Here is a 16614-nt window from a genome sequence, read left to right on the forward strand (position 1 = left end):
GCGGGGCCGTTTCGGATGGGCCGGCAGGAAGGTCTTCGGACGTGGACGTGTTTCCCGCCGCAGGGTTGTGTCGGACGCGCCTGGGCACATACCCGGTGAGCGCCAGGAGGTGGTGGCAGTGAGCCGCATCAGAATCGTCCGCCGTCCACCGCCTGTCTCGGGGCCGCCGCCCCTCGACCTGCGAACCCCGTCCGGGCGGCCTCTGCCCTACTGAGAACCACGACGCGCCCGCGTCCTGGAACCGTGATGCCATGAATGAAGACCCTGACGAAGGGACCACCCCATTCATGGCCGCCGTACTGTCTCGGGCACCGTGCCTGCGCTCCGTGCGGGCCGTGGTCTTCGACACCGACGGAGTGATCACGGACTCCGCCCGGAGTCACGCCGCGGCCTGGAAGAAGGCATTTGACGCCTGTCTGTCGGAGCGGGAGGGGCAGCAGCCCTTCGATCCGGTCGCCGACTATCTCCGCCACGTCGACGGCCGTTCACGGCGGGACGGTGCGGCGGCCTTCCTCACGTCGAGAGGGCTGGACCTTCCCGAAGGCAGCCCGGACGACCCACCGGGCACCGCGACGGTATGGGCGGTCGCCGCACGCAAGGACGAGCTGTTCACGGAAACGCTGCGCACGCACCAGGTCGATGTCTGGCCCGGCACGGTTCGTCTCCTTCAGGCGCTGCGAAGCGAGGGGGTGCCCTGTGCCGCCGTGTCCGCTTCCCGCCACGCGACGGAACTGCTGTCGCGGGCCGGGCTCATCGGGCAGTTCGCGGCCGTGGTCGACGGGAATGAGGTACGGCGGCTGGGGCTCGCGGGAAAGCCGGATCCCGCGCTCTTCGTGGAGGCGGCGCGGCGCCTCCACGTCCCGGTTCCGGAAACCGCTGTGGTGGAGGACTCCCTGGCCGGTGTCGAGGCCGGCCGCCGCGGCGGATTCGGGCTTGTCGTCGGCGTGGACCGGACGGACAGTGCCGACGGCGCCGCGGAACTGCGACGCCGCGGCGCCGACATCGTGGTGTCCGATCCCGGTGAACTGCTGAGCGACGTGGACGACTGATGGCGGGGGCCTGGGAATGGTCGTACGAGGGGTACGAGCCGGAAGAGGAGCGGCTGCGCGAGGCGCTGTGCACACTCGGCAACGGATACTTCGCCACCCGTGGAGCCGCATCCGAGACATCCACCGGCAGGTCTCACTACCCGGGCACCTACATGGCGGGCTGCTACGACCGGCTGATCTCATCGGTCCAGGGCCGGACGGTGGAGAACGCCGACCTGGTCAACCTGCCGAACTGGCTGCCGCTGCGCTACCGAATCCGCCCCGTCGGCGCAGACCCCGGACCGTGGCTCTCACCGGACCACGAACATCTCAAGGAACACCGGCAGACGCTCGATCTGCGCCGCGGCACGCTGACCCGTCGGTCCGTCTACGAGGACGAGGCAGGTCGTCGCCTGGATGTCGAGCAGTGCCGGCTGGTGCATATGGGCACCCCGCATCTCGCCGCCCTGCACACGGTTTTCACCGCGGATGGCTGGACGGGCTCGATCGAGGTGGAAGCGGCGATCGACGGCGACATCCGGAACACCGGTGTCCTGAGGTACCAGGATCTGTCCAACCGCCACCTGACCGGCTGGTCGACCGGAGCGGAACAGGACGATGTGGTGTGGCTGAGATGCCGCACAGTGGAGTCGGACATCGGCTTCGCGCTGGCCTCCCGCACCGTCGCCACCTCCGGCGGTCCCGGGCGGCACACGGATGAGTCCGGTCGGCATGCCCGTCCCTGGCAGACTCCACGGCAGATCTTCCAGACACTGGTGCTGCCGCTGGATCCGGCACGCGACGCCGTCGTGGACAAGACGGTGGCGCTGTACACGTCGCGTGACCCGGCGATCGGCAGCCCCCTGCGGGCTGCCGTGGCCGGTGTCCGGACGGCCCCGGAGTTCGCGGAGCTGCTGGCCTCGCACCATCGGGCGTGGGCCGGCCTGTGGCGGCGGGCCCGGATCGAGGTTGCGGGCGAGGCGGGCAGGATTCTGCGACTGCACCTCTTCCACGTGCTGCAGACGCTGTCTCCGCACACCGCCGAACTCGACGTCGGTGTACCGGCGAGAGGACTGCACGGTGAGGCGTACCGCGGCCACGTCTTCTGGGACGAGCTGTTCGTACTGAGGTTCTTGAGTCTGCATTTCCCGGAGGTGTCCCGGGGCCTTCTGGACTACCGCTATCGGAGGCTGTCCGCGGCCTGCCGCGCGGCACAACAGGCCGGGCGGGCCGGGGCGATGTTCCCTTGGCAGAGTGCCGACGACGGCCGGGAGGAGACTCAGGAACTCCATCTCAACCCGCGTTCGGGGCGCTGGCTGCCCGATCGTTCACGACTGCAGCACCACGTGGGTTCGGCCGTTGCCTACAACGTGTGGCAGTACTGCCAGGCCACCGCGGACACCGAGTACCTGCATTCGAAGGGCGCGGAGATGCTGCTGCAGATCGCCCGGTTCTGGGCGGCCGGCGCCGAATGGGACGCGTCGCTGGCCCGGTACCGCATCCGCGGTGTGGTCGGCCCCGATGAGTACCACGACGCCTATCCGGGAGCCGGGACTGCAGGCATCGACGACAACACGTACACGAACGTGACGGCGGCCTGGGTGCTGGCACGGGCCACGGAGCTGTACCGCGACCTGCCCGAGCCACGGCGCAGGACCCTGTTGGAGCGCTCGGGGCTCGATCCCGCAGAGCCGGAACGGTGGGAGGACATCTCCCGGCGGCTGTATGTGCCGTATCACCGTGGTGTCATCAGCCAGTTCGCCGGTTACGGAGAACTCGACGAACTCGACTGGGCCGCTTATCGGAAACGCTATGGCGACATCCGGCGCCTCGACCGCATTCTTGAGGCGGAGGGTGACACGGTCAACCGCTACCAGGCATCCAAGCAGGCCGATGTGCTGATGCTCGGCTACCTCTTCTCACCCGGAGAGCTCGGCGGCCTGTTCCAGCGCCTCGGGCATGTGCTGGACGACGAGACCTGGCGCGCCACCGTCGACTACTACCTCGCGCGTACCAGCCACGGTTCCACCCTCAGCTCTCTGGTTCACGCCTGGGTGCTGGCACGGGTGCACCGCGAGGAGGCGTGGACCTACTGCGAAGAGGCGCTGACCGGTGATGTGGTCGACATCCAGGGCGGCACCACCGCCGAAGGCATCCATCTGGGGGCGATGGCCGGCACCCTCGATTTTGTGCAGCGTGGGATGACCGGGCTGGAGACTCGTGACGACGCGCTGTGGCTCTCCCCGGCCCCGCTTCCCCAGCTTTCGAAATTCGGGGTACGCATCCGATTCCGCGGACACGGGGACGTGGACCTGGGTATACGAGCGCAGCGGCTCCGGATCGCGGTACCGCACTCGCACCACCCAGCCGTGCGGCTGGTCCTGGGCGGCCACACCCACCTGATCGCCCCCGGCACCGCGCGATGGCTCGATCTGCCGTCGGGCCGACGTCCCGACCGCCGTCACAGGAAGGGTCGTCAGGGCTGAGACCGCACCATCGGCGCGCCCCCCAGTGCCTCGGAGCTGTCCGGCCTCGGTGAACGGGACGAGCCCTCGCAGCGGTCAGCGGGGGAGAGACATCTCGAAAACTGTGCGACCGGGTTCGCTGCTGACCCGGATGCTGCCCCCGTGCGCGGTGACCACGGCATGGACGATCGCCAGGCCGAGGCCGGTGCTGCCGGTCGCGCGGGAGCGGCTGCGATCTGCCCGGACGAAGCGGCCGAAGATTTCGGGCTGCAGACTTTCCGGGATGCCCGGGCCGTCGTCGGTCACGGTCAGGCGGACGGCAGCGCTCTCGGACACGAGCCGGACGGTCACTTCCGTGCCGGCGGGGGTGTGGGTGCGCGCGTTGGTCAGGAGGTTGCCGATGGCCTGCTGGAGGCGGTGCGCGTCACCGGTGACGGTCACGGGTTCTTCGGGGAGATCGAGAATCCAGCGGTGCCCGGGGCCGGCTGCGCGGGCGTCGTCGGCCGCGTCCAGGACGAGCAGGGTGAGGTCGACCGGCTCGTGTTCGAGAGGGCGCCCTGCGTCGAGGCGGGCGAGCAGGAGCAGGTCGTCCACCAGGTCACCCATGCGGCCCGACTCCGACTGGATGCGTTCCAGAGCGCGCCGGACGTCGGCGGGGACGGGCCCTCGGTGGCGCAGGGCCAGTTCGGCGTGACCGCGGATGTTGGCAACAGGGGTGCGCAGTTCATGGCTGGCGTCGGCGGCGAAGTGCCGCAGGCGTTCCTCGCTCGCCTGCCGCCGGGTGAGAGCGTCCCCGATGTGTCCGAGCATCCGGTTCAGCGCGGTGCCGACCTGGCCCACTTCGGTGCGAGGGTCGGTGACGGGCAGCGGATCGGGCATGGCAACCTCGCCGCTGGCCAGCGGGAGCCGGGCCACGCCGGCCGCCTGTTTCGTGACTCGTTGCAGGGGGCGCAGGGAGATCCGTACCCAGAGGGCGCCGGTGACTGCGGTGGCGAGCAGGGCTGCGCCGAACACGACTCCCTCCACTCCTTCGAGCCGGTGCAGTGTCTCTTCCACGGGGTGCAGCGGCAGCCCGGTGATCAGGACGTCCTGGTCGTCTCCCGGGACGGCGGAAACCCGGAAGGAGCCGAGCCCGGAGAGCCGTACGCTGCGGCCTTTGCCATCGGCGGGGACCTCCTGAAGCGTCTGCCGGTCGCTGCGGGTCAGCGGCACCTTGCGGACGTTCTGCTCGTCGACCACGGCCGCCTGGGTCACCTGGCCGTTCAGCAGTCTTGCGCCGAAGGTGTGGTCCGCCTGGCCCCGTGAGTCGGGTTGGTTGTCGGTGTCCGGCGTCGCTTCGTGCTCCAGGCTGGCGGCGAACCTGCCCCCGGACGCCGTCAGTTGCTGGTCGAGACGGCGCACGAGGAAACCTTCGAGGGCGAAGACGGTCGTGAGGCCGACGGCGAGACAGGCGGCGGCGAGCAGCAGGACGAGCCCGGCGGTGAGCTGTCCGCGCAGCGTGTGCGGCGGTGGCCGCCTCATGAGGGATCCGGTTTCAGGACGTACCCCACCCCGCGCACGGTGTGGATCATGGGTGCGCGGCCCGCGTCGATCTTTTTGCGGAGATAGCTGATGTACAGCTCGACAACATGGGCTCGGCCGCCGAAGTCGTAGGCCCAGACCCGGTCGAGGATCTGCTCCTTCGACAGCACCCGGCGTGGATTGCGCATCAGGAACCTCAGCAGCTCGAATTCGGTGCGGGAGAGCTCGACGACCGCGTCGCCGCGTCTGACCTCCCGGGCGTCCTCGTCCATGGTGAGCTCGCCGACGACCAGCCGGTCCCGGCCCGGGGCACCCGCCATTCCTGCCCGGCGCAGCAGCCCGCGCAGCCGGGCGAGAACCTCCTCCAGACTGAACGGCTTCGTCACGTAGTCGTCGCCGCCCGCCGTGATCCCGGCGATCCGGTCCTCGACCGCGTCCCGGGCGGTCAAGAAGAGCACACATATGTCGCGTGACTCTCGGTGCAGTTCCCGCAACACGCGCAGGCCGTCCATATCGGGCAGCATCCAGTCCAGGACGACCGCGTCCGGCCGGAAGACACGCGCGGTCGCGAGCGCGGACGAGCCGTCGGCGGCCGTACGGACGTTCCAGCCCTCGCTCGTCAGGGCTCCGGCCAGCACCTCGGTGAGATCCGGTTCGTCGTCCACGACCAGTGCCCGCACCGGAGTCCCGTCCGGCCGCAGCAGGGGCGGCTGTGTGTTCTGTGTGTTCATGACCCGTCCAGCATCTCCTGATGCCGCACGTGGCGGGGGAGCGGCATCCTTTGAGTTCTCTCTGAATCCGGCGGCCGCACCGTGCCCGGACGTCCGCGTGGGCCGCTCCCCGCCGCCCTGGTCAGTAGCGGGCGCTGCTGGCCTGCAGTAGCGGGGACACCGTCGACGGGCGCCCGTCCACGGTGGCTCCGCCGAACTGGATCATCGGCGCCAACGTCCTGTTGTTGTGGGCCGGGAAGTTCAGCGTGGGAGTGGACACGTCATCCAGCACACCGCGCTGGGCTTCGGTGAGGGTCATGTCCAGGGCCTGCAGGTTGGCCTCGAACTGGTCGATGCGGCGTGCGCCGACCAGGGTGGAAGTGATCCCGGGACGGCCCTGCACCCAGGCCAGGGCCACTGCGGCGGGACTGGCGCCCACTTCGCGGGCGACGGCGTTGAGTGCGTCGATCACGACATAGTCGGCTTCGCTCGGGGCACCGACCAGCTGCGTGCGCGTGGTGTCGACCGGGCCGGTGGTGGTGCTGGAGTACTTGCCGGACAAGAACCCGCTCTTCAGCGGGCCCCATGGCATCACGCCCATGCCCAGGGCCTGGGCCATCGGGATCAATTCCCCCTCCGAGGTGCGTTCGAGCAGGGAGTACTCCAACTGCAGCGCGATGATCGGAGCCCATCCGCGGAAGCGCGCGATGGTGGCCGCCTCGGCAGCAGCCCACGCCGGCACGTCGGAGAATCCGACGTAGCGGACCTTGCCGTCGCTGATCAGGTCATCCAGGGCGCGGAGGGTCTCCTCCACCGGCGTGGACGGGTCGAAATTGTGCAGCCAGTAGATGTCGACGTAGTCCGTCTGCAGACGTCGCAGCGAGTTCTCCAGCTGTTGCACGATCGACTTCCGGCCGGGTCCGCCGCCGTTGGGGTCGTTCTCGTACAGGTTCCCGAAGAACTTCGTGCCGATCACGACCCGATCACGCAGCGCGGACCGGCCGGCGAAGTAGTCGCCGATGATTTTCTCGGAGTGGCCGTTGGTGTAGATGTTGGCGGTGTCGATCGAGTTGCCGCCCCGGTCCAGATAGGCGGCCAGGATGTTCGCGGACTCCTGTGGGCTGCTGCCCCACCCGAGATCCTCACCGAAGGTCATGGTGCCCAGCGTGAAGGGGCTGACGCGCAGGCCCGAGCGGCCGAGCGTGACGTAGGAATCGAGCGACATGGTGGAACTCCCTGGCCCAAAGATGTTCGTGGATGCCGTGGAGGCCATCCCGGTGCCCCTCCATTCGACCTTGCTGCCTGGCGATCTCCTAGACCGATGCGGGCGGATCGTTGCACAATCCGCTCAACCTTGCCCGGATCGTGTTGGCCCCGCGCGCAATTCCATGGTCCACTGGTGTGGTGCATCACCTGGACGAAATCCGTAACCGGATCGCGCGGCTTGCCGCAGGCAGCCCACGTCCGGTGCGGATCGCCGGAATGACGGTGTTCTCGGCCGAGCACGTGACCGAACCGCTGGGCACGGTCACCGAACCCGTGATCGCTCTGGTGGCCCAGGGAGCGAAGCGCTCTGTTCTCAATGACCGCGTCTTCGACTACCACTCGGGCCAGTACCTCGTCGCGAGCGTCGACCTTCCCCTGACCTCACAGATCACCGACGCCACGCCCGCCGAGCCGTTTCTCGGCCTCGGGCTTCCGTTGCAACCTGCGATCGTCGCGCAGCTGCTGGTGGAAGCCGGCCCCGCCGACGTCCGCTCTCACGACGGACCGGGCATCGCGACCAGCAACGCCGACGACAAGCTGCTGGACGCTGTCGTCCGGCTGCTGCGTCTGCTGGACGAGCCACGTGACATCCCGGTACTGGCGCCCGGCGTGCGACGCGAGATCCATTGGCGACTGCTGAACGGGCCCCAGGCGGCCCTGGTCAGACAGATCGGCCTGGCCGACAGCCGCATGACCCTCGTCGCCCGCGCGACCGAGTGGATCAAGACCCACTATGACCAGGTGATTCGCATCGACGACCTCGCTCGCGAAGTCGGTATGAGCGTCTCCTCGCTCAACCGGCACTTCCGTGCGGTGACTGCTATGAGTCCGCTGCAGTATCAAAAGCAGCTGCGGCTCCAAAAGGCCCGCATTCAACTCATCGCAGCGCCGCACGACGTGGCCGCGATTGGACACGCCGTCGGGTATGACAGCCCGTCGCAGTTCAGCCGCGAGTACCGGCGCATGTTCGGAGCCCCGCCGGGTCAGGACGCAGCACGCCTCCAAACCGCGGTGATTGTCCAGGAGTAGACGCTCGGTCACGCCGCCTCCCGCCGTCGGACTGCGCCTGTCAGGGGCACGGGCCAGCAGGGCCTGCAACGCCGTCGGCTCCACGAGACCCTGGCTGACAGCCAGGGCTTCGATGGGGGGTGTGGATCTGGGCGCCCTGGTCGGCGCACCGGAACAGCTTCCCTCGGGCGGGGTGCTACCGGCGTCCGGACCAGTTCGTCGTCCGCCCGATTGCGGAGAGCCGAGGCGGCGGTCTCCTCGCTGCCAACCAGGTGGGTGGGGTGTGGGCCGCGGGCCAGGCGCCCGGCTTCAGCTATCCCGGGACGGGGGATCGTGTCAGAAGAGTTGGATGCAGCAGCCGAACGCGATGGTCACCACACCCACGGCTACCGACACCCTCTTCAACGCCATCGACATCTTCATGGGAATCCCTTGTGCTGAATGGTCGGATGCTGAATGGTCGGAGCGTCTCGCGCATCACAGACACATGCGCACGAGCCACTCGTCGTAGTTGTAGGCATCCCTCGCCGGATCCAGGACCGTGGCTGCGTGCCCTTCGGTCGTGTCCTCCAGGCGGATGCGCTCCGGCAGTTTGCCGAACCGGGTGTGACGTGCCACTTCGGCGTCGCTCGGAACCTTCTCTGTTCGCGACATGGGTCGCCTCCTGCGGTTTGTTGTGCTGGAGCGTGGATCGTTGCCGGAGATGCGGCACCGGCGAGGGTGATGGCCCGCGTGATCACGTGCCACACATTCACAGATGCATCACTGGTTAGAGTAGTGACGATAGTTGCATGCAAGTTCGTCACCTGTCAAGGTGGTGACATGGAACACGCCTTTCCCAGTGGCACCGCGGCGCTCGACTTTGTCGGAACACTGCGCGCGCGGCGCAACGCTGTGCCCTGGGACATGCTCAGATCGCCGGAGAGTCTCGACTCCTGGTTCCGCGAATCCGGAACCACTGACGGGAGCACGAAGTGCAAGGCGTCGGACGTCGAGGAGGCGGTGGCTCTTCGAGAAGCGATCCATCTGCTCGTCACCGCCAGGTTGGCGAACGAGAGCTACGACGAGGGGGCGCTCTCGCTGGTGAACCGCGCAGCGAGCATGCCCCCTGCAATTCCGCAGCTCACTCCGGCGGGGCGCCGGATCGAAGCCACCCCGGAGCAGGCGCTCTCCTCCGTGGCCCGGGATGCCATCGACATCCTCAGCGGGGTGGACATGCCGCTGCTCAAGGAGTGCGCGAATCCTGAGTGCACGCAGATCTACATCGACCGTTCGCGAGGAGCGCGCCGAGAGTGGTGCGCCATGGATCCGTGCGGCAACAAGATCAAGGCGGCGGCCTACCGCGCCCGCAAGCGCGCGGGCAAGTCGGCATCAGTCGCCACGCGTCCGTGACAGGGGACGGGGTGACGATCTCGATCCCGCTCGTCGAGCCGCAGCAGCCGGGGCTCCGGTCCGGTTGAAGGTCCGGTTGAAGGTCCGCCGGGCCGACAGCGGCGAGGTGTTCCGATCACGCCGGCCGCTGACGGGCATCCACTGGGACATCCGCTGGACGGCCTATGCAGACTGTGGGGTGCCCGATCGAAAGCCGTCGACCTCGATGACGGCTTCGGCAAAGGCTTCGGGGGCTTCCTGCGGCAGGTTGTGGCCGACGCCCTTCAGCGTTCGGTGGGCGTATGGGCCCGTGAAGCGGCCGCGATAACTGGCGCCGTCTCCGGGAGGCGTGAACGGATCCAGCTCACCGTCAAGGGTGATCGTCGGGAGCGCGATGACGGGGCTTCGGGCAAGTTGCTTTTCGAGATGATCGAATTGCGGGTCGCCCTCGGCCAGGCCAAGTCGCCAGCGGTAGTTGTGAATCACGATGGGGACCCAGTCCGGATTGTCGAAGGCCGCCGCAGTGCGCTCGAACGTTGCGTCATCGAAATGCCACGTCGGGGAGACGTTCTTCCAGATGAGCTTCGCGAAAGCGTGCTTGTACTGCTCAAGGCCGAGCCTGCCCCTTTCCGTGGCGAAGTAGTACTGATACCACCACGTCCACTCGGCTTCCGGCGGCAGCGGCGCCTTGTTGCGCTCACGGTTGGTGATCAGATAGCCGGTCACCGAGACCAGCGCCTTGCAGCGTGCCGGCCAGAGCGCCGCGATGATGTCGGCCGTCCGCGCGCCCCAGTCGAAGCCGCCGAGGACCGCCTTCTCTATCTTCAGCGCATCCATCAGCGCGATGATGTCGAGAGCAACCACCGACTGCTGAGCATTCCGGAACGTCTTGCTCGAGAGGAAGCGCGTCGTGCCATGACCGCGCAGATAAGGGACGATCACCCGGTAGCCCTTGGCGGCCAGCAAGGGCGTCACGTCGACATAGCTGTGAATGTCGTAGGGCCAGCCGTGCAGAAGGACGACCACGGGGCCGTCGGCGGGGCCGGCCTCGGCGTATCCGATGTTCAGGACTCCGGCATTCACTCGCTTCAGTGAGGCGAAAGACGTGTTTCCCGCCCGCCCCGTGGGGGGCATCGCGCGATTTTCCCGGTCGGGTGCCGAGGCCGATGTCGCCGAGAGTGCCGGTAACGAGGCTCCGACAGCCCCGACGGCGAGAATTCTGGAAAACGTCCGTCTGTCCATCGGGCTCACCTTTCTGCGAAATCTCTCCACGCTCATGGATGCCGGGCGAGTGGCCACATCGGACGTGACGGATGAAGCATTTTTGGGTACCTGCGTGACGTCATGGGCGGCACGACTTGGCCATCCGGTGTCATCACCGCCTCATTTGGGGTTCATCGCCGGCGACGGGGGCTCCCGGCATTGCGGACACGGCTTACCATCCGCCCGTGCCCTCGTCAGTTGCCTCGCCAGATGTTGTCGAAGGCCGCATCTTCGATGGCTCGCCGTTGCCGTACAGCCTCCAGTTCCATCACTGCGTTGTTGACGGCGGCCAGCACCGTCTCGACCGCGTCGTCGGCCACGCTCGGGGAGTCCTCAGCAGGCAATTCGCGGATTCCGACGGCGGCAGCGAGGACCGCGAGGACGGGCTCGCCCGACGTCCAGCGGTCCGCCGCGTGGCGTCGAGCGGGTGAGTCGACCAGTGTCGTCCGGGCGGTCCGGGCGGGACTCCAGCGGCCGTGCTGCCGGGTGACCTGTCCTTCCGCCTCCAGGGCGGCCAGATAGGCCGAGGACAGTCCGCGGCCTCGGCGCCACAGCCAGTCCTCGACCGACTCGTAGGGCATCTGCCGAACCAGCGACGACGCGGCCTCGTCCAACAGGTGATCAGCCAGTGTCCACGCGGCGCTCGGCACGATGCGGTCGTCATCCAGTGTCAGGGCTTGGGCGTCGATGAGATCGATCACCTCGGCTCCCGCGAGCGCGAGCGACAGATCGCCCTGCTCCACGGGACGGCTGGGCACCACGTCCAAGGCGACGATCAACAGATCTTGCGGTGTGGTCATGAGGGGCTCCACGTCAGAAGCATCGGTAGCGATACGTCGCTGAGCAGCCGGCCTGGCACCGGGCGCGAGGCCGAACGTGGCGGCGGGCCTTGGGTCCGGCCGGACACCGGGGACGGTGTCCGGAGTGGGGAGCTTTTCGTACTCGGCCGACTGTAGCCCGGTCGCGCCGGGGGCGGTCGGTCGAAGCCGGGGCGGTTACTCCGATGCGGGCCATCCGGGGAGTGTGCGCCGCACGAGGGCCATGCGGTACGGGGAGCCGATCCGCGGGACGGCGCCGGCAACGCGGCGCGAGGATCACGAGGGCGGCCGGGATCAGGGTGTGGAGCGCATTCCGGACGTCCAACGGCGACGCCCGTCGCTCACCCGTGGCGCCGTGCCCGGCCAGGGTGTGTGCCGGTGTCGACGCGCCCGATGCCGTGCTCGGCGAGCGGGCCGACGGTCAGACCGAGCCGACGGCACTCGGTGAGCAGGCCGGGCAGCGCACCCACCGCGGCTCGCCAGGCGCCCGGCGCGCTCCACCCGTCCGCATCGTGCAGCAGCACGGTGCCACCGCCGGTCAGGTCTGCGAGGACCGACGCCCGCACTGAGCGAGCATCGGCGTACGCCGTCCAGTCCCGGCCCCAGGCCGACCACAGCACCGGTCGCAGCCCGGCGCGGCGGGCAGCGGCCAGGCGGCCGCCGGTGAGGATGCCGTAAGGCGGCCGGTACCACTGCGGAACAGTCCCGCAGATCTCCCGTACCGCGACGACGGTGCGCGTCACCTCCCGTACGTCGCGCAGCGGCGTGGGGAACCAGGGGCGCTTGTGCTGCCAGCCGTGCACCGCGACCTCGTGACCACCCGCCACAAGCGCCCGGCCGAGGGCCGGATGCCGTTCCAGCGAGCTGCCGACGATGAAGAAGGTGGCCCGCACCCGGTACTCGTCCAGGACGCGCAGGAAGTGTGGGGTGCTGGCCGGGTCCGGCCCGTCGTCGAAGGTCAGCGCCACGTGGGCGGGATGGCCGCGGCCGTCCAGCGCCGGACTGAGGATCCTCCGTACGGGCGGCAGCCAGGTGGCGGCGGGCCCGATGTGCCACGCGGCAGCCATACCTGCGGCCACACCCACAGCGCCGGCCGCCACGCCGGTCGACACCGCCGTCCGCCCTGTGCCGGAGCGTCCTACCATCGCTGCTCGTCCTTTCCGGAGACCACTGGTGAACTGCTCAGATGCACGCTGGCGAGCGCGATGAGCCCCAGCGCAGCAGCCTCCGGCAGCACCCGCCAGCCCAGGTCGATCTGCTCTTCGAACAGGGAGACGCCCAGAATGACGCTCAGCAACGAGTCGCCGAGCGTGAGCGCGGGCTGCGACGCCGCCAGCGAGCCGGCCCGCAACGTGGCCTGCAGCAGCAGGAAGGAGCTCAGGCCCACGGCCGCTGCCGTGTAGAGCTGCCACGTCGCGAACAGTCCCTCGACTCCGCCGGACACCAGGCCGAGTGTGTCCTTGATCAGCGCCGCGGTGAAGGCGAAGCCGATGGCGGTCGCCGACCCCAGTACCGCCGCACGGGCGGAACCCCGCAGTCGCATTCCCACCGCGATCAGCACGATCGACACGGCGGCGGCGGGCACGGCGCTGAACAGCCACCTCTTCGGCGGCACGGTCTCCAGGCCGCCAGTCGGACTGGCCAGCAGGAGGAAGACCGCCAGACCCAGCGCCATCCCGAGGAACGCCCCCCAGGTACGAACCCCGGGCGGCCGCCGGAAGACGATCGCAGCCAGCACCAGCGTGAACAGCAGCTCCGTCGTCATCACCGGCTGCACCACAGCCAGCGGTCCCGTCGCCAGGGCGAGGGCCTGTGCCAGCCCGGAGACGACCAGCAGCCCCGCACCCCAGCGCCAGGCCGGCCGGCGGATGAATCCCAGCCTTCCGAACAGATGGCTGCCCGGGAGGCCGGGCAGGTCGACCGCCGCGGCGCGGCGCTGCAGCACGGAGGCTCCCGCGTTCCCCAGCGCGGCGAGCAGCGCCAGTACGACGGAGAGGATGATCACGTGTCACCACCCCTGCGCGCGTGTCCGTTGCCGTGGGCCCGCTCAGCCAAAGCGCGTGGCCAGCCTGCGGAAGAGCCGCGGGGCCACGCCCTGCACCCGGCCCGGGACGCCCAGCCAGCGCGGCACGGCGATCTCGTCCCGGCCACCGGCCAGCGCCTCCTCGACCGCTGCCGCGACCCGCCCGGCGGGTACCGGCCGTGGCCAGGACCGCGCGTACGGGGTGCCACGGCGGGTGAAGAACGGCGTGTCGACGGGCCCCGGCAGCACCAGGCAGAGTTGGACGCCGGTGCCCTGGAGCTCGTAGCGCAGGCTGTCCGCGAAGGCGATCAGCGAGCCCTTCGTCGCCGCGTACGCCGCCTCACCCCGCACGCCGAACCGCCCCGCGACAGAACCGATGAGCACCAGCCGGCCCGATCCGCGGGACACCATCTGCGGCAGCACCAGGCGAACGAGATGGAGAACGGCGCAGACGTTGACACTCACCAGACGCTCCACGGTGGCGGGCGGCATGTCGGTGTAGGCGCCCGCCCAGCCGAGCCCCGCTGCGGCGACGAGCGCGTCGACTCTGCCGCTGTGCGCCAGCGCAGCTTCGGCCAGCCTGCGGCAACCCTCCTCGGAGGCCAGGTCCATCGGCAGCGAGACACCGGAGGTACGCGCGGCGACACTGCCGAGCCGGCCTTCGTCCCGCCCGTTCAGCAGCAGCTCCCATCGGCCGCCGACCGCGAGCCGTGAGGCGACTTCGGCGCCGATACCGGAGGAGGCCCCGGTGATCAATACGACCGGCCGTGGGCCGTGGGCAGACGGACCGGCCGCAGCCGACAGCGCCACATCGGCCTCGGCTGCGGGCATACCGCGGGGTAGGGGGCTCTTACGCATGGGCCTTCCGTCCTCCGGGGTCGCCGACATCCTTGGTGCTCTCGAGGCACCGCCTGTACCGACCCGTACTCAGTAATCCTTCGGTGCAACCGACGCACCGGCAAACGCGCGCGACCGCACTGGGCTAACGGTCTGCCCGTCCGGGTGTGGCGCACCGGCCGCCATGCGCGGATGATCCATGCGGAGGAATATCCAAGAATGGGACGTCGGATTCTGATCGTCAGCGCGAGCATGGGCGCCGGACACGATGCCGTCGCCGCCGAACTGGCCGAGCGTCTGCGGTCCGGCGGCCATCTGACGGCATGTGTGGACCTCCTCGGCTTGCTGCCCCCCGGCGCCGGGCGCGGGTTGCGCGCCGTCTACCGTACGACGCTGCGCCGCTGCCCATGGGCCTACGGAGCGGTCTACTCGGCGTTCTTCCGCGACCGCGGAGACCCGGGCGACCGGAACAACCGGGCGCCGGGCACCGGGCCGCTGGCCGCGGTCCTGGAGCCACGCCTGCGCAACGTCGTGGAACGCTGGCGACCGGACGCGCTCGTTTCCACCTTCCACCAGGCTGCTCAGGTCACGGGGCGGCTGCGGTCCCGGGGCGGCGTCTGCCCGCCCAGCACGGTCGTGGTGACCGACTTCGCCGTGCACCGACAGTGGCTGCACCCCGGCAACGACCTGCACCTGTGTCTGACCCGGGCCGCCGCGGCACGAGTCCGCGCCACGACCGGACGCCAGGCAGAGGTATGCGGCCCGATCGTGCCCCCGGCCTTCGTTGCGGCCGGTCACGAGAACCCGGGCGGGCAGCCGTCGCGCTGGGCGCGGGAGTTCGCCCGGCGCGGCGCCGGCCGCTCACCCGTGCTTATTTCGGCCGGTGCCTGGGGCGTGGGACACGGGCTGGCCGACACGGCGCTGCTGCTCGCCGGCGCAGGCCACATCCCGGTGCTGCTGTGCGGCAGGGACGAACAACTGCGGGACCGTGCCGCGATGCTCCCCGGCGTTCTGGCGCTGGGCTGGGTCGAGGACCTGCCTGACCTCATGGCGGCTTCGAGCGCCCTGGTCGACAACGCCGCGGGGCAGACGGCCCAGCAGGCCCTCGCCGCCGGCGTACCGGTCGTCGGATACCGGCCGATCACCGGCCACGGCGCCGAGGGCGTCAGTGAGATGGCTGCCGCAGGCCTCACAGAGCATGCTGCCGACGAGGTCGCGCTGCTCCGCTCGCTGGACCGGCTGGTGCGCCCCGGCCCCGACCGGGACCGCCGGGTCGCCGCCGGGCGGGCTGTCTTCACCGTGGACGCGGCCGGACTGGTCGCCTGCTCCTGACAACCACTGACGATCGGCTGCTGCTCGGGGTGCGGGAGTGCAGCACCCATCCGGGCAGGCTGCACGGGCCCGACGATTGGCGCGTCGCGTGAGCCGCACGTCGGCTCGTACGTCCGACCGCGGCCGCCGGCGACAGCGACCGTGCCCCTGCGGCAAGCTCAGAGCGGCGTGTCGCCGGCCGCGGGCCCGGTCGTGGACGTGGTCGGTGCCGGAGTCCCGCTCGTGGTCGCGAGGCGTTGGAGCCACTCGCGCAGCAGCACGGTCTCGCCGGGGGAGAGCACATCGGAGAGGTCCGGCAGGACGGCGGCCAGGGCGATCGCCCTGGCGGCGGGCGTGTCCAGGTCGTTCGTGGGCCGGGGATCCGTGGTGAGGGATGCGAGCACTGTGTCGCGTGTCCGGGCGGACAGGTCGCTGTCCCGTGCCCCTGCCGGATCGGCGATCAGCGTCAGGGCGACACCGACGCTCGTGGCCTGCACCATCTGGGCGGCGGCAGCGACCGGAACGCGCAGGCGGCCCGCCCGTGCGACCCGCTCCAGCATGCCGACGAGAACCGCATAGGCCTCCTCCGCGGCGGCGGGGCGCTCGCCCGGCCGCACGGCGCCGTACATCAGTACGTAGAACGACGGGTGGGTCAGACCGAAGTCGATGTGCAGGTCCCAGCCGCGCCGCACGTCCTCGACCGGATCACCGGTGGCGCGGAGCGAGTGCTTGTCCGACAGATAGCGCTCGAAGCCGTACGCCGTGACGGCTTCGAGGAGCCCCTTCTTGTCGCCGAAGAGCCGGTAGAGGGTGGGCGCCTGGACACCGGCGGCCTGAGCCACGGCGCGCGTGGAGACGGCGCCGCTGCCGCCCTCGGCCAGCAGTTCCGCGGCGGCGGCGAGGATCCGCTCGCGGGTGTCGGCGCTTCTTTCGGATCTCTCGGAGATTTTTTCGGCGGTCATGGAATCAACGCTACCTGAAGCCTGTTAGCAT

General features: G+C 69.7%; 15 protein-coding genes. 5 read left to right on the forward strand and 10 right to left on the reverse strand.

Features of this window, described 5'->3' with window-relative positions:
• Positions 1–251 precede the first annotated feature (251 nt).
• Positions 252–1049 (forward strand): HAD family hydrolase, encoded by a 798-nt coding sequence (locus ACWCP8_RS06970; RefSeq protein WP_451114647.1) that lies wholly within the window; start codon positions 252–254, stop codon positions 1047–1049.
• Positions 1049–3514 (forward strand): glycoside hydrolase family 65 protein, encoded by a 2466-nt coding sequence (locus tag ACWCP8_RS06975; protein ID WP_451114649.1) that lies wholly within the window; start codon positions 1049–1051, stop codon positions 3512–3514. Before ACWCP8_RS06970 ends, ACWCP8_RS06975 begins: the two co-directional genes overlap by 1 nt.
• Before the next feature lie 75 nt (positions 3515–3589).
• Here ACWCP8_RS06975 and ACWCP8_RS06980 read toward each other — a convergent pair whose 3' ends face one another.
• From ACWCP8_RS06980 to ACWCP8_RS06990, 3 genes are all read right to left on the reverse strand, one after another.
• Positions 3590–5014 carry a sensor histidine kinase gene (locus ACWCP8_RS06980; protein ID WP_352263313.1) on the reverse strand — a complete coding sequence of 475 codons (1425 nt, stop codon included), beginning with the start codon at positions 5012–5014 and terminating at the stop codon, positions 3590–3592.
• Positions 5011–5745, reverse strand: a complete 735-nt coding sequence (locus ACWCP8_RS06985) for a response regulator transcription factor (protein ID WP_451114652.1) — start codon at positions 5743–5745, stop codon at positions 5011–5013. The genes ACWCP8_RS06980 and ACWCP8_RS06985 overlap by 4 nt, the downstream gene beginning before the upstream one ends.
• Positions 5746–5866: 121 nt before the next feature.
• The gene (locus ACWCP8_RS06990) at positions 5867–6949 is read right to left on the reverse strand and encodes an aldo/keto reductase (RefSeq protein ID WP_352263316.1); all 1083 of its coding nucleotides are present in this window, start codon (positions 6947–6949) and stop codon (positions 5867–5869) included.
• Positions 6950–7206: 257 nt separating this feature from the next.
• On the opposite strand from ACWCP8_RS06990, the gene ACWCP8_RS06995 reads away from it, so the two are divergent.
• Positions 7207–8019 (forward strand): AraC family transcriptional regulator, encoded by an 813-nt coding sequence (locus ACWCP8_RS06995; RefSeq protein WP_451114907.1) that lies wholly within the window; start codon positions 7207–7209, stop codon positions 8017–8019.
• Positions 8020–8475: 456 nt separating this feature from the next.
• Here ACWCP8_RS06995 and ACWCP8_RS07000 read toward each other — a convergent pair whose 3' ends face one another.
• A complete protein-coding gene (locus ACWCP8_RS07000; protein WP_267008668.1) occupies positions 8476–8652 on the reverse strand; it encodes a hypothetical protein in 177 nt (58 codons plus the stop codon).
• Positions 8653–8820: 168 nt separating this feature from the next.
• Here ACWCP8_RS07000 and ACWCP8_RS07005 point away from each other — a divergent pair, with 168 nt between their 5' ends.
• Positions 8821–9390, forward strand: coding sequence for a CGNR zinc finger domain-containing protein (locus ACWCP8_RS07005; RefSeq protein ID WP_451114654.1), 570 nt, complete (start codon positions 8821–8823; stop codon positions 9388–9390).
• 162 nt (positions 9391–9552) lie between these two features.
• Here ACWCP8_RS07005 and ACWCP8_RS07010 read toward each other — a convergent pair whose 3' ends face one another.
• The 5 genes from ACWCP8_RS07010 to ACWCP8_RS07030 form a co-directional block, all read right to left on the reverse strand.
• Entirely contained in the window at positions 9553–10611 is a 1059-nt protein-coding gene (locus ACWCP8_RS07010) for an alpha/beta fold hydrolase (protein WP_451114656.1), read from the reverse strand.
• Positions 10612–10826: 215 nt separating this feature from the next.
• Positions 10827–11432: a GOLPH3/VPS74 family protein gene (locus tag ACWCP8_RS07015; protein WP_356001747.1), complete on the reverse strand. Its 606-nt coding sequence runs from the start codon at positions 11430–11432 to the stop codon at positions 10827–10829.
• 359 nt (positions 11433–11791) lie between these two features.
• A complete protein-coding gene (locus tag ACWCP8_RS07020) occupies positions 11792–12595 on the reverse strand; it encodes a polysaccharide deacetylase family protein (protein WP_451114658.1) in 804 nt (267 codons plus the stop codon).
• Positions 12589–13455, reverse strand: a complete 867-nt coding sequence (locus ACWCP8_RS07025; protein WP_352263323.1) for a DMT family transporter — start codon at positions 13453–13455, stop codon at positions 12589–12591. Before ACWCP8_RS07025 ends, ACWCP8_RS07020 begins: the two co-directional genes overlap by 7 nt.
• A 42-nt stretch (positions 13456–13497) precedes the next feature.
• Positions 13498–14331, reverse strand: coding sequence for an SDR family NAD(P)-dependent oxidoreductase (locus tag ACWCP8_RS07030; RefSeq protein ID WP_451114661.1), 834 nt, complete (start codon positions 14329–14331; stop codon positions 13498–13500).
• A gap of 198 nt (positions 14332–14529) precedes the next feature.
• Between ACWCP8_RS07030 and ACWCP8_RS07035 the strand changes: the two genes are divergently transcribed.
• The gene (locus ACWCP8_RS07035; RefSeq protein ID WP_382834937.1) at positions 14530–15642 is read left to right on the forward strand and encodes an MGDG synthase family glycosyltransferase; all 1113 of its coding nucleotides are present in this window, start codon (positions 14530–14532) and stop codon (positions 15640–15642) included.
• Positions 15643–15800: 158 nt separating this feature from the next.
• Here ACWCP8_RS07035 and ACWCP8_RS07040 read toward each other — a convergent pair whose 3' ends face one another.
• Positions 15801–16583 (reverse strand): TetR/AcrR family transcriptional regulator, encoded by a 783-nt coding sequence (locus ACWCP8_RS07040; protein WP_451114663.1) that lies wholly within the window; start codon positions 16581–16583, stop codon positions 15801–15803.
• Between the last annotated feature and the right edge of the window lie 31 nt (positions 16584–16614).

It is taken from the genome of Streptomyces sp. NPDC002206 (assembly GCF_053593595.1).

Bases quoted from the DNA above. Each gene is read 5' to 3' on its own strand.
- ACWCP8_RS06970 (WP_451114647.1), top strand. From the start codon at position 252: ATGAATGAAGACCCTGACGAAGGGACCACCCCATTCATGGCCGCCGTA.
- ACWCP8_RS06975 (WP_451114649.1), top strand. From the start codon at position 1,049: ATGGCGGGGGCCTGGGAATGGTCGTACGAGGGGTACGAGCCGGAAGAG.
- ACWCP8_RS06980 (WP_352263313.1), bottom strand. From the start codon at position 5,014: ATGAGGCGGCCACCGCCGCACACGCTGCGCGGACAGCTCACCGCCGGG.
- ACWCP8_RS06985 (WP_451114652.1), bottom strand. From the start codon at position 5,745: ATGAACACACAGAACACACAGCCGCCCCTGCTGCGGCCGGACGGGACT.
- ACWCP8_RS06990 (WP_352263316.1), bottom strand. From the start codon at position 6,949: ATGTCGCTCGATTCCTACGTCACGCTCGGCCGCTCGGGCCTGCGCGTC.
- ACWCP8_RS06995 (WP_451114907.1), top strand. From the start codon at position 7,207: ATGACGGTGTTCTCGGCCGAGCACGTGACCGAACCGCTGGGCACGGTC.
- ACWCP8_RS07000 (WP_267008668.1), bottom strand. From the start codon at position 8,652: ATGTCGCGAACAGAGAAGGTTCCGAGCGACGCCGAAGTGGCACGTCAC.
- ACWCP8_RS07005 (WP_451114654.1), top strand. From the start codon at position 8,821: ATGGAACACGCCTTTCCCAGTGGCACCGCGGCGCTCGACTTTGTCGGA.
- ACWCP8_RS07010 (WP_451114656.1), bottom strand. From the start codon at position 10,611: ATGGACAGACGGACGTTTTCCAGAATTCTCGCCGTCGGGGCTGTCGGA.
- ACWCP8_RS07015 (WP_356001747.1), bottom strand. From the start codon at position 11,432: ATGACCACACCGCAAGATCTGTTGATCGTCGCCTTGGACGTGGTGCCC.
- ACWCP8_RS07020 (WP_451114658.1), bottom strand. From the start codon at position 12,595: ATGGTAGGACGCTCCGGCACAGGGCGGACGGCGGTGTCGACCGGCGTG.
- ACWCP8_RS07030 (WP_451114661.1), bottom strand. From the start codon at position 14,331: ATGCGTAAGAGCCCCCTACCCCGCGGTATGCCCGCAGCCGAGGCCGAT.
- ACWCP8_RS07035 (WP_382834937.1), top strand. From the start codon at position 14,530: ATGGGACGTCGGATTCTGATCGTCAGCGCGAGCATGGGCGCCGGACAC.
- ACWCP8_RS07040 (WP_451114663.1), bottom strand. From the start codon at position 16,583: ATGACCGCCGAAAAAATCTCCGAGAGATCCGAAAGAAGCGCCGACACC.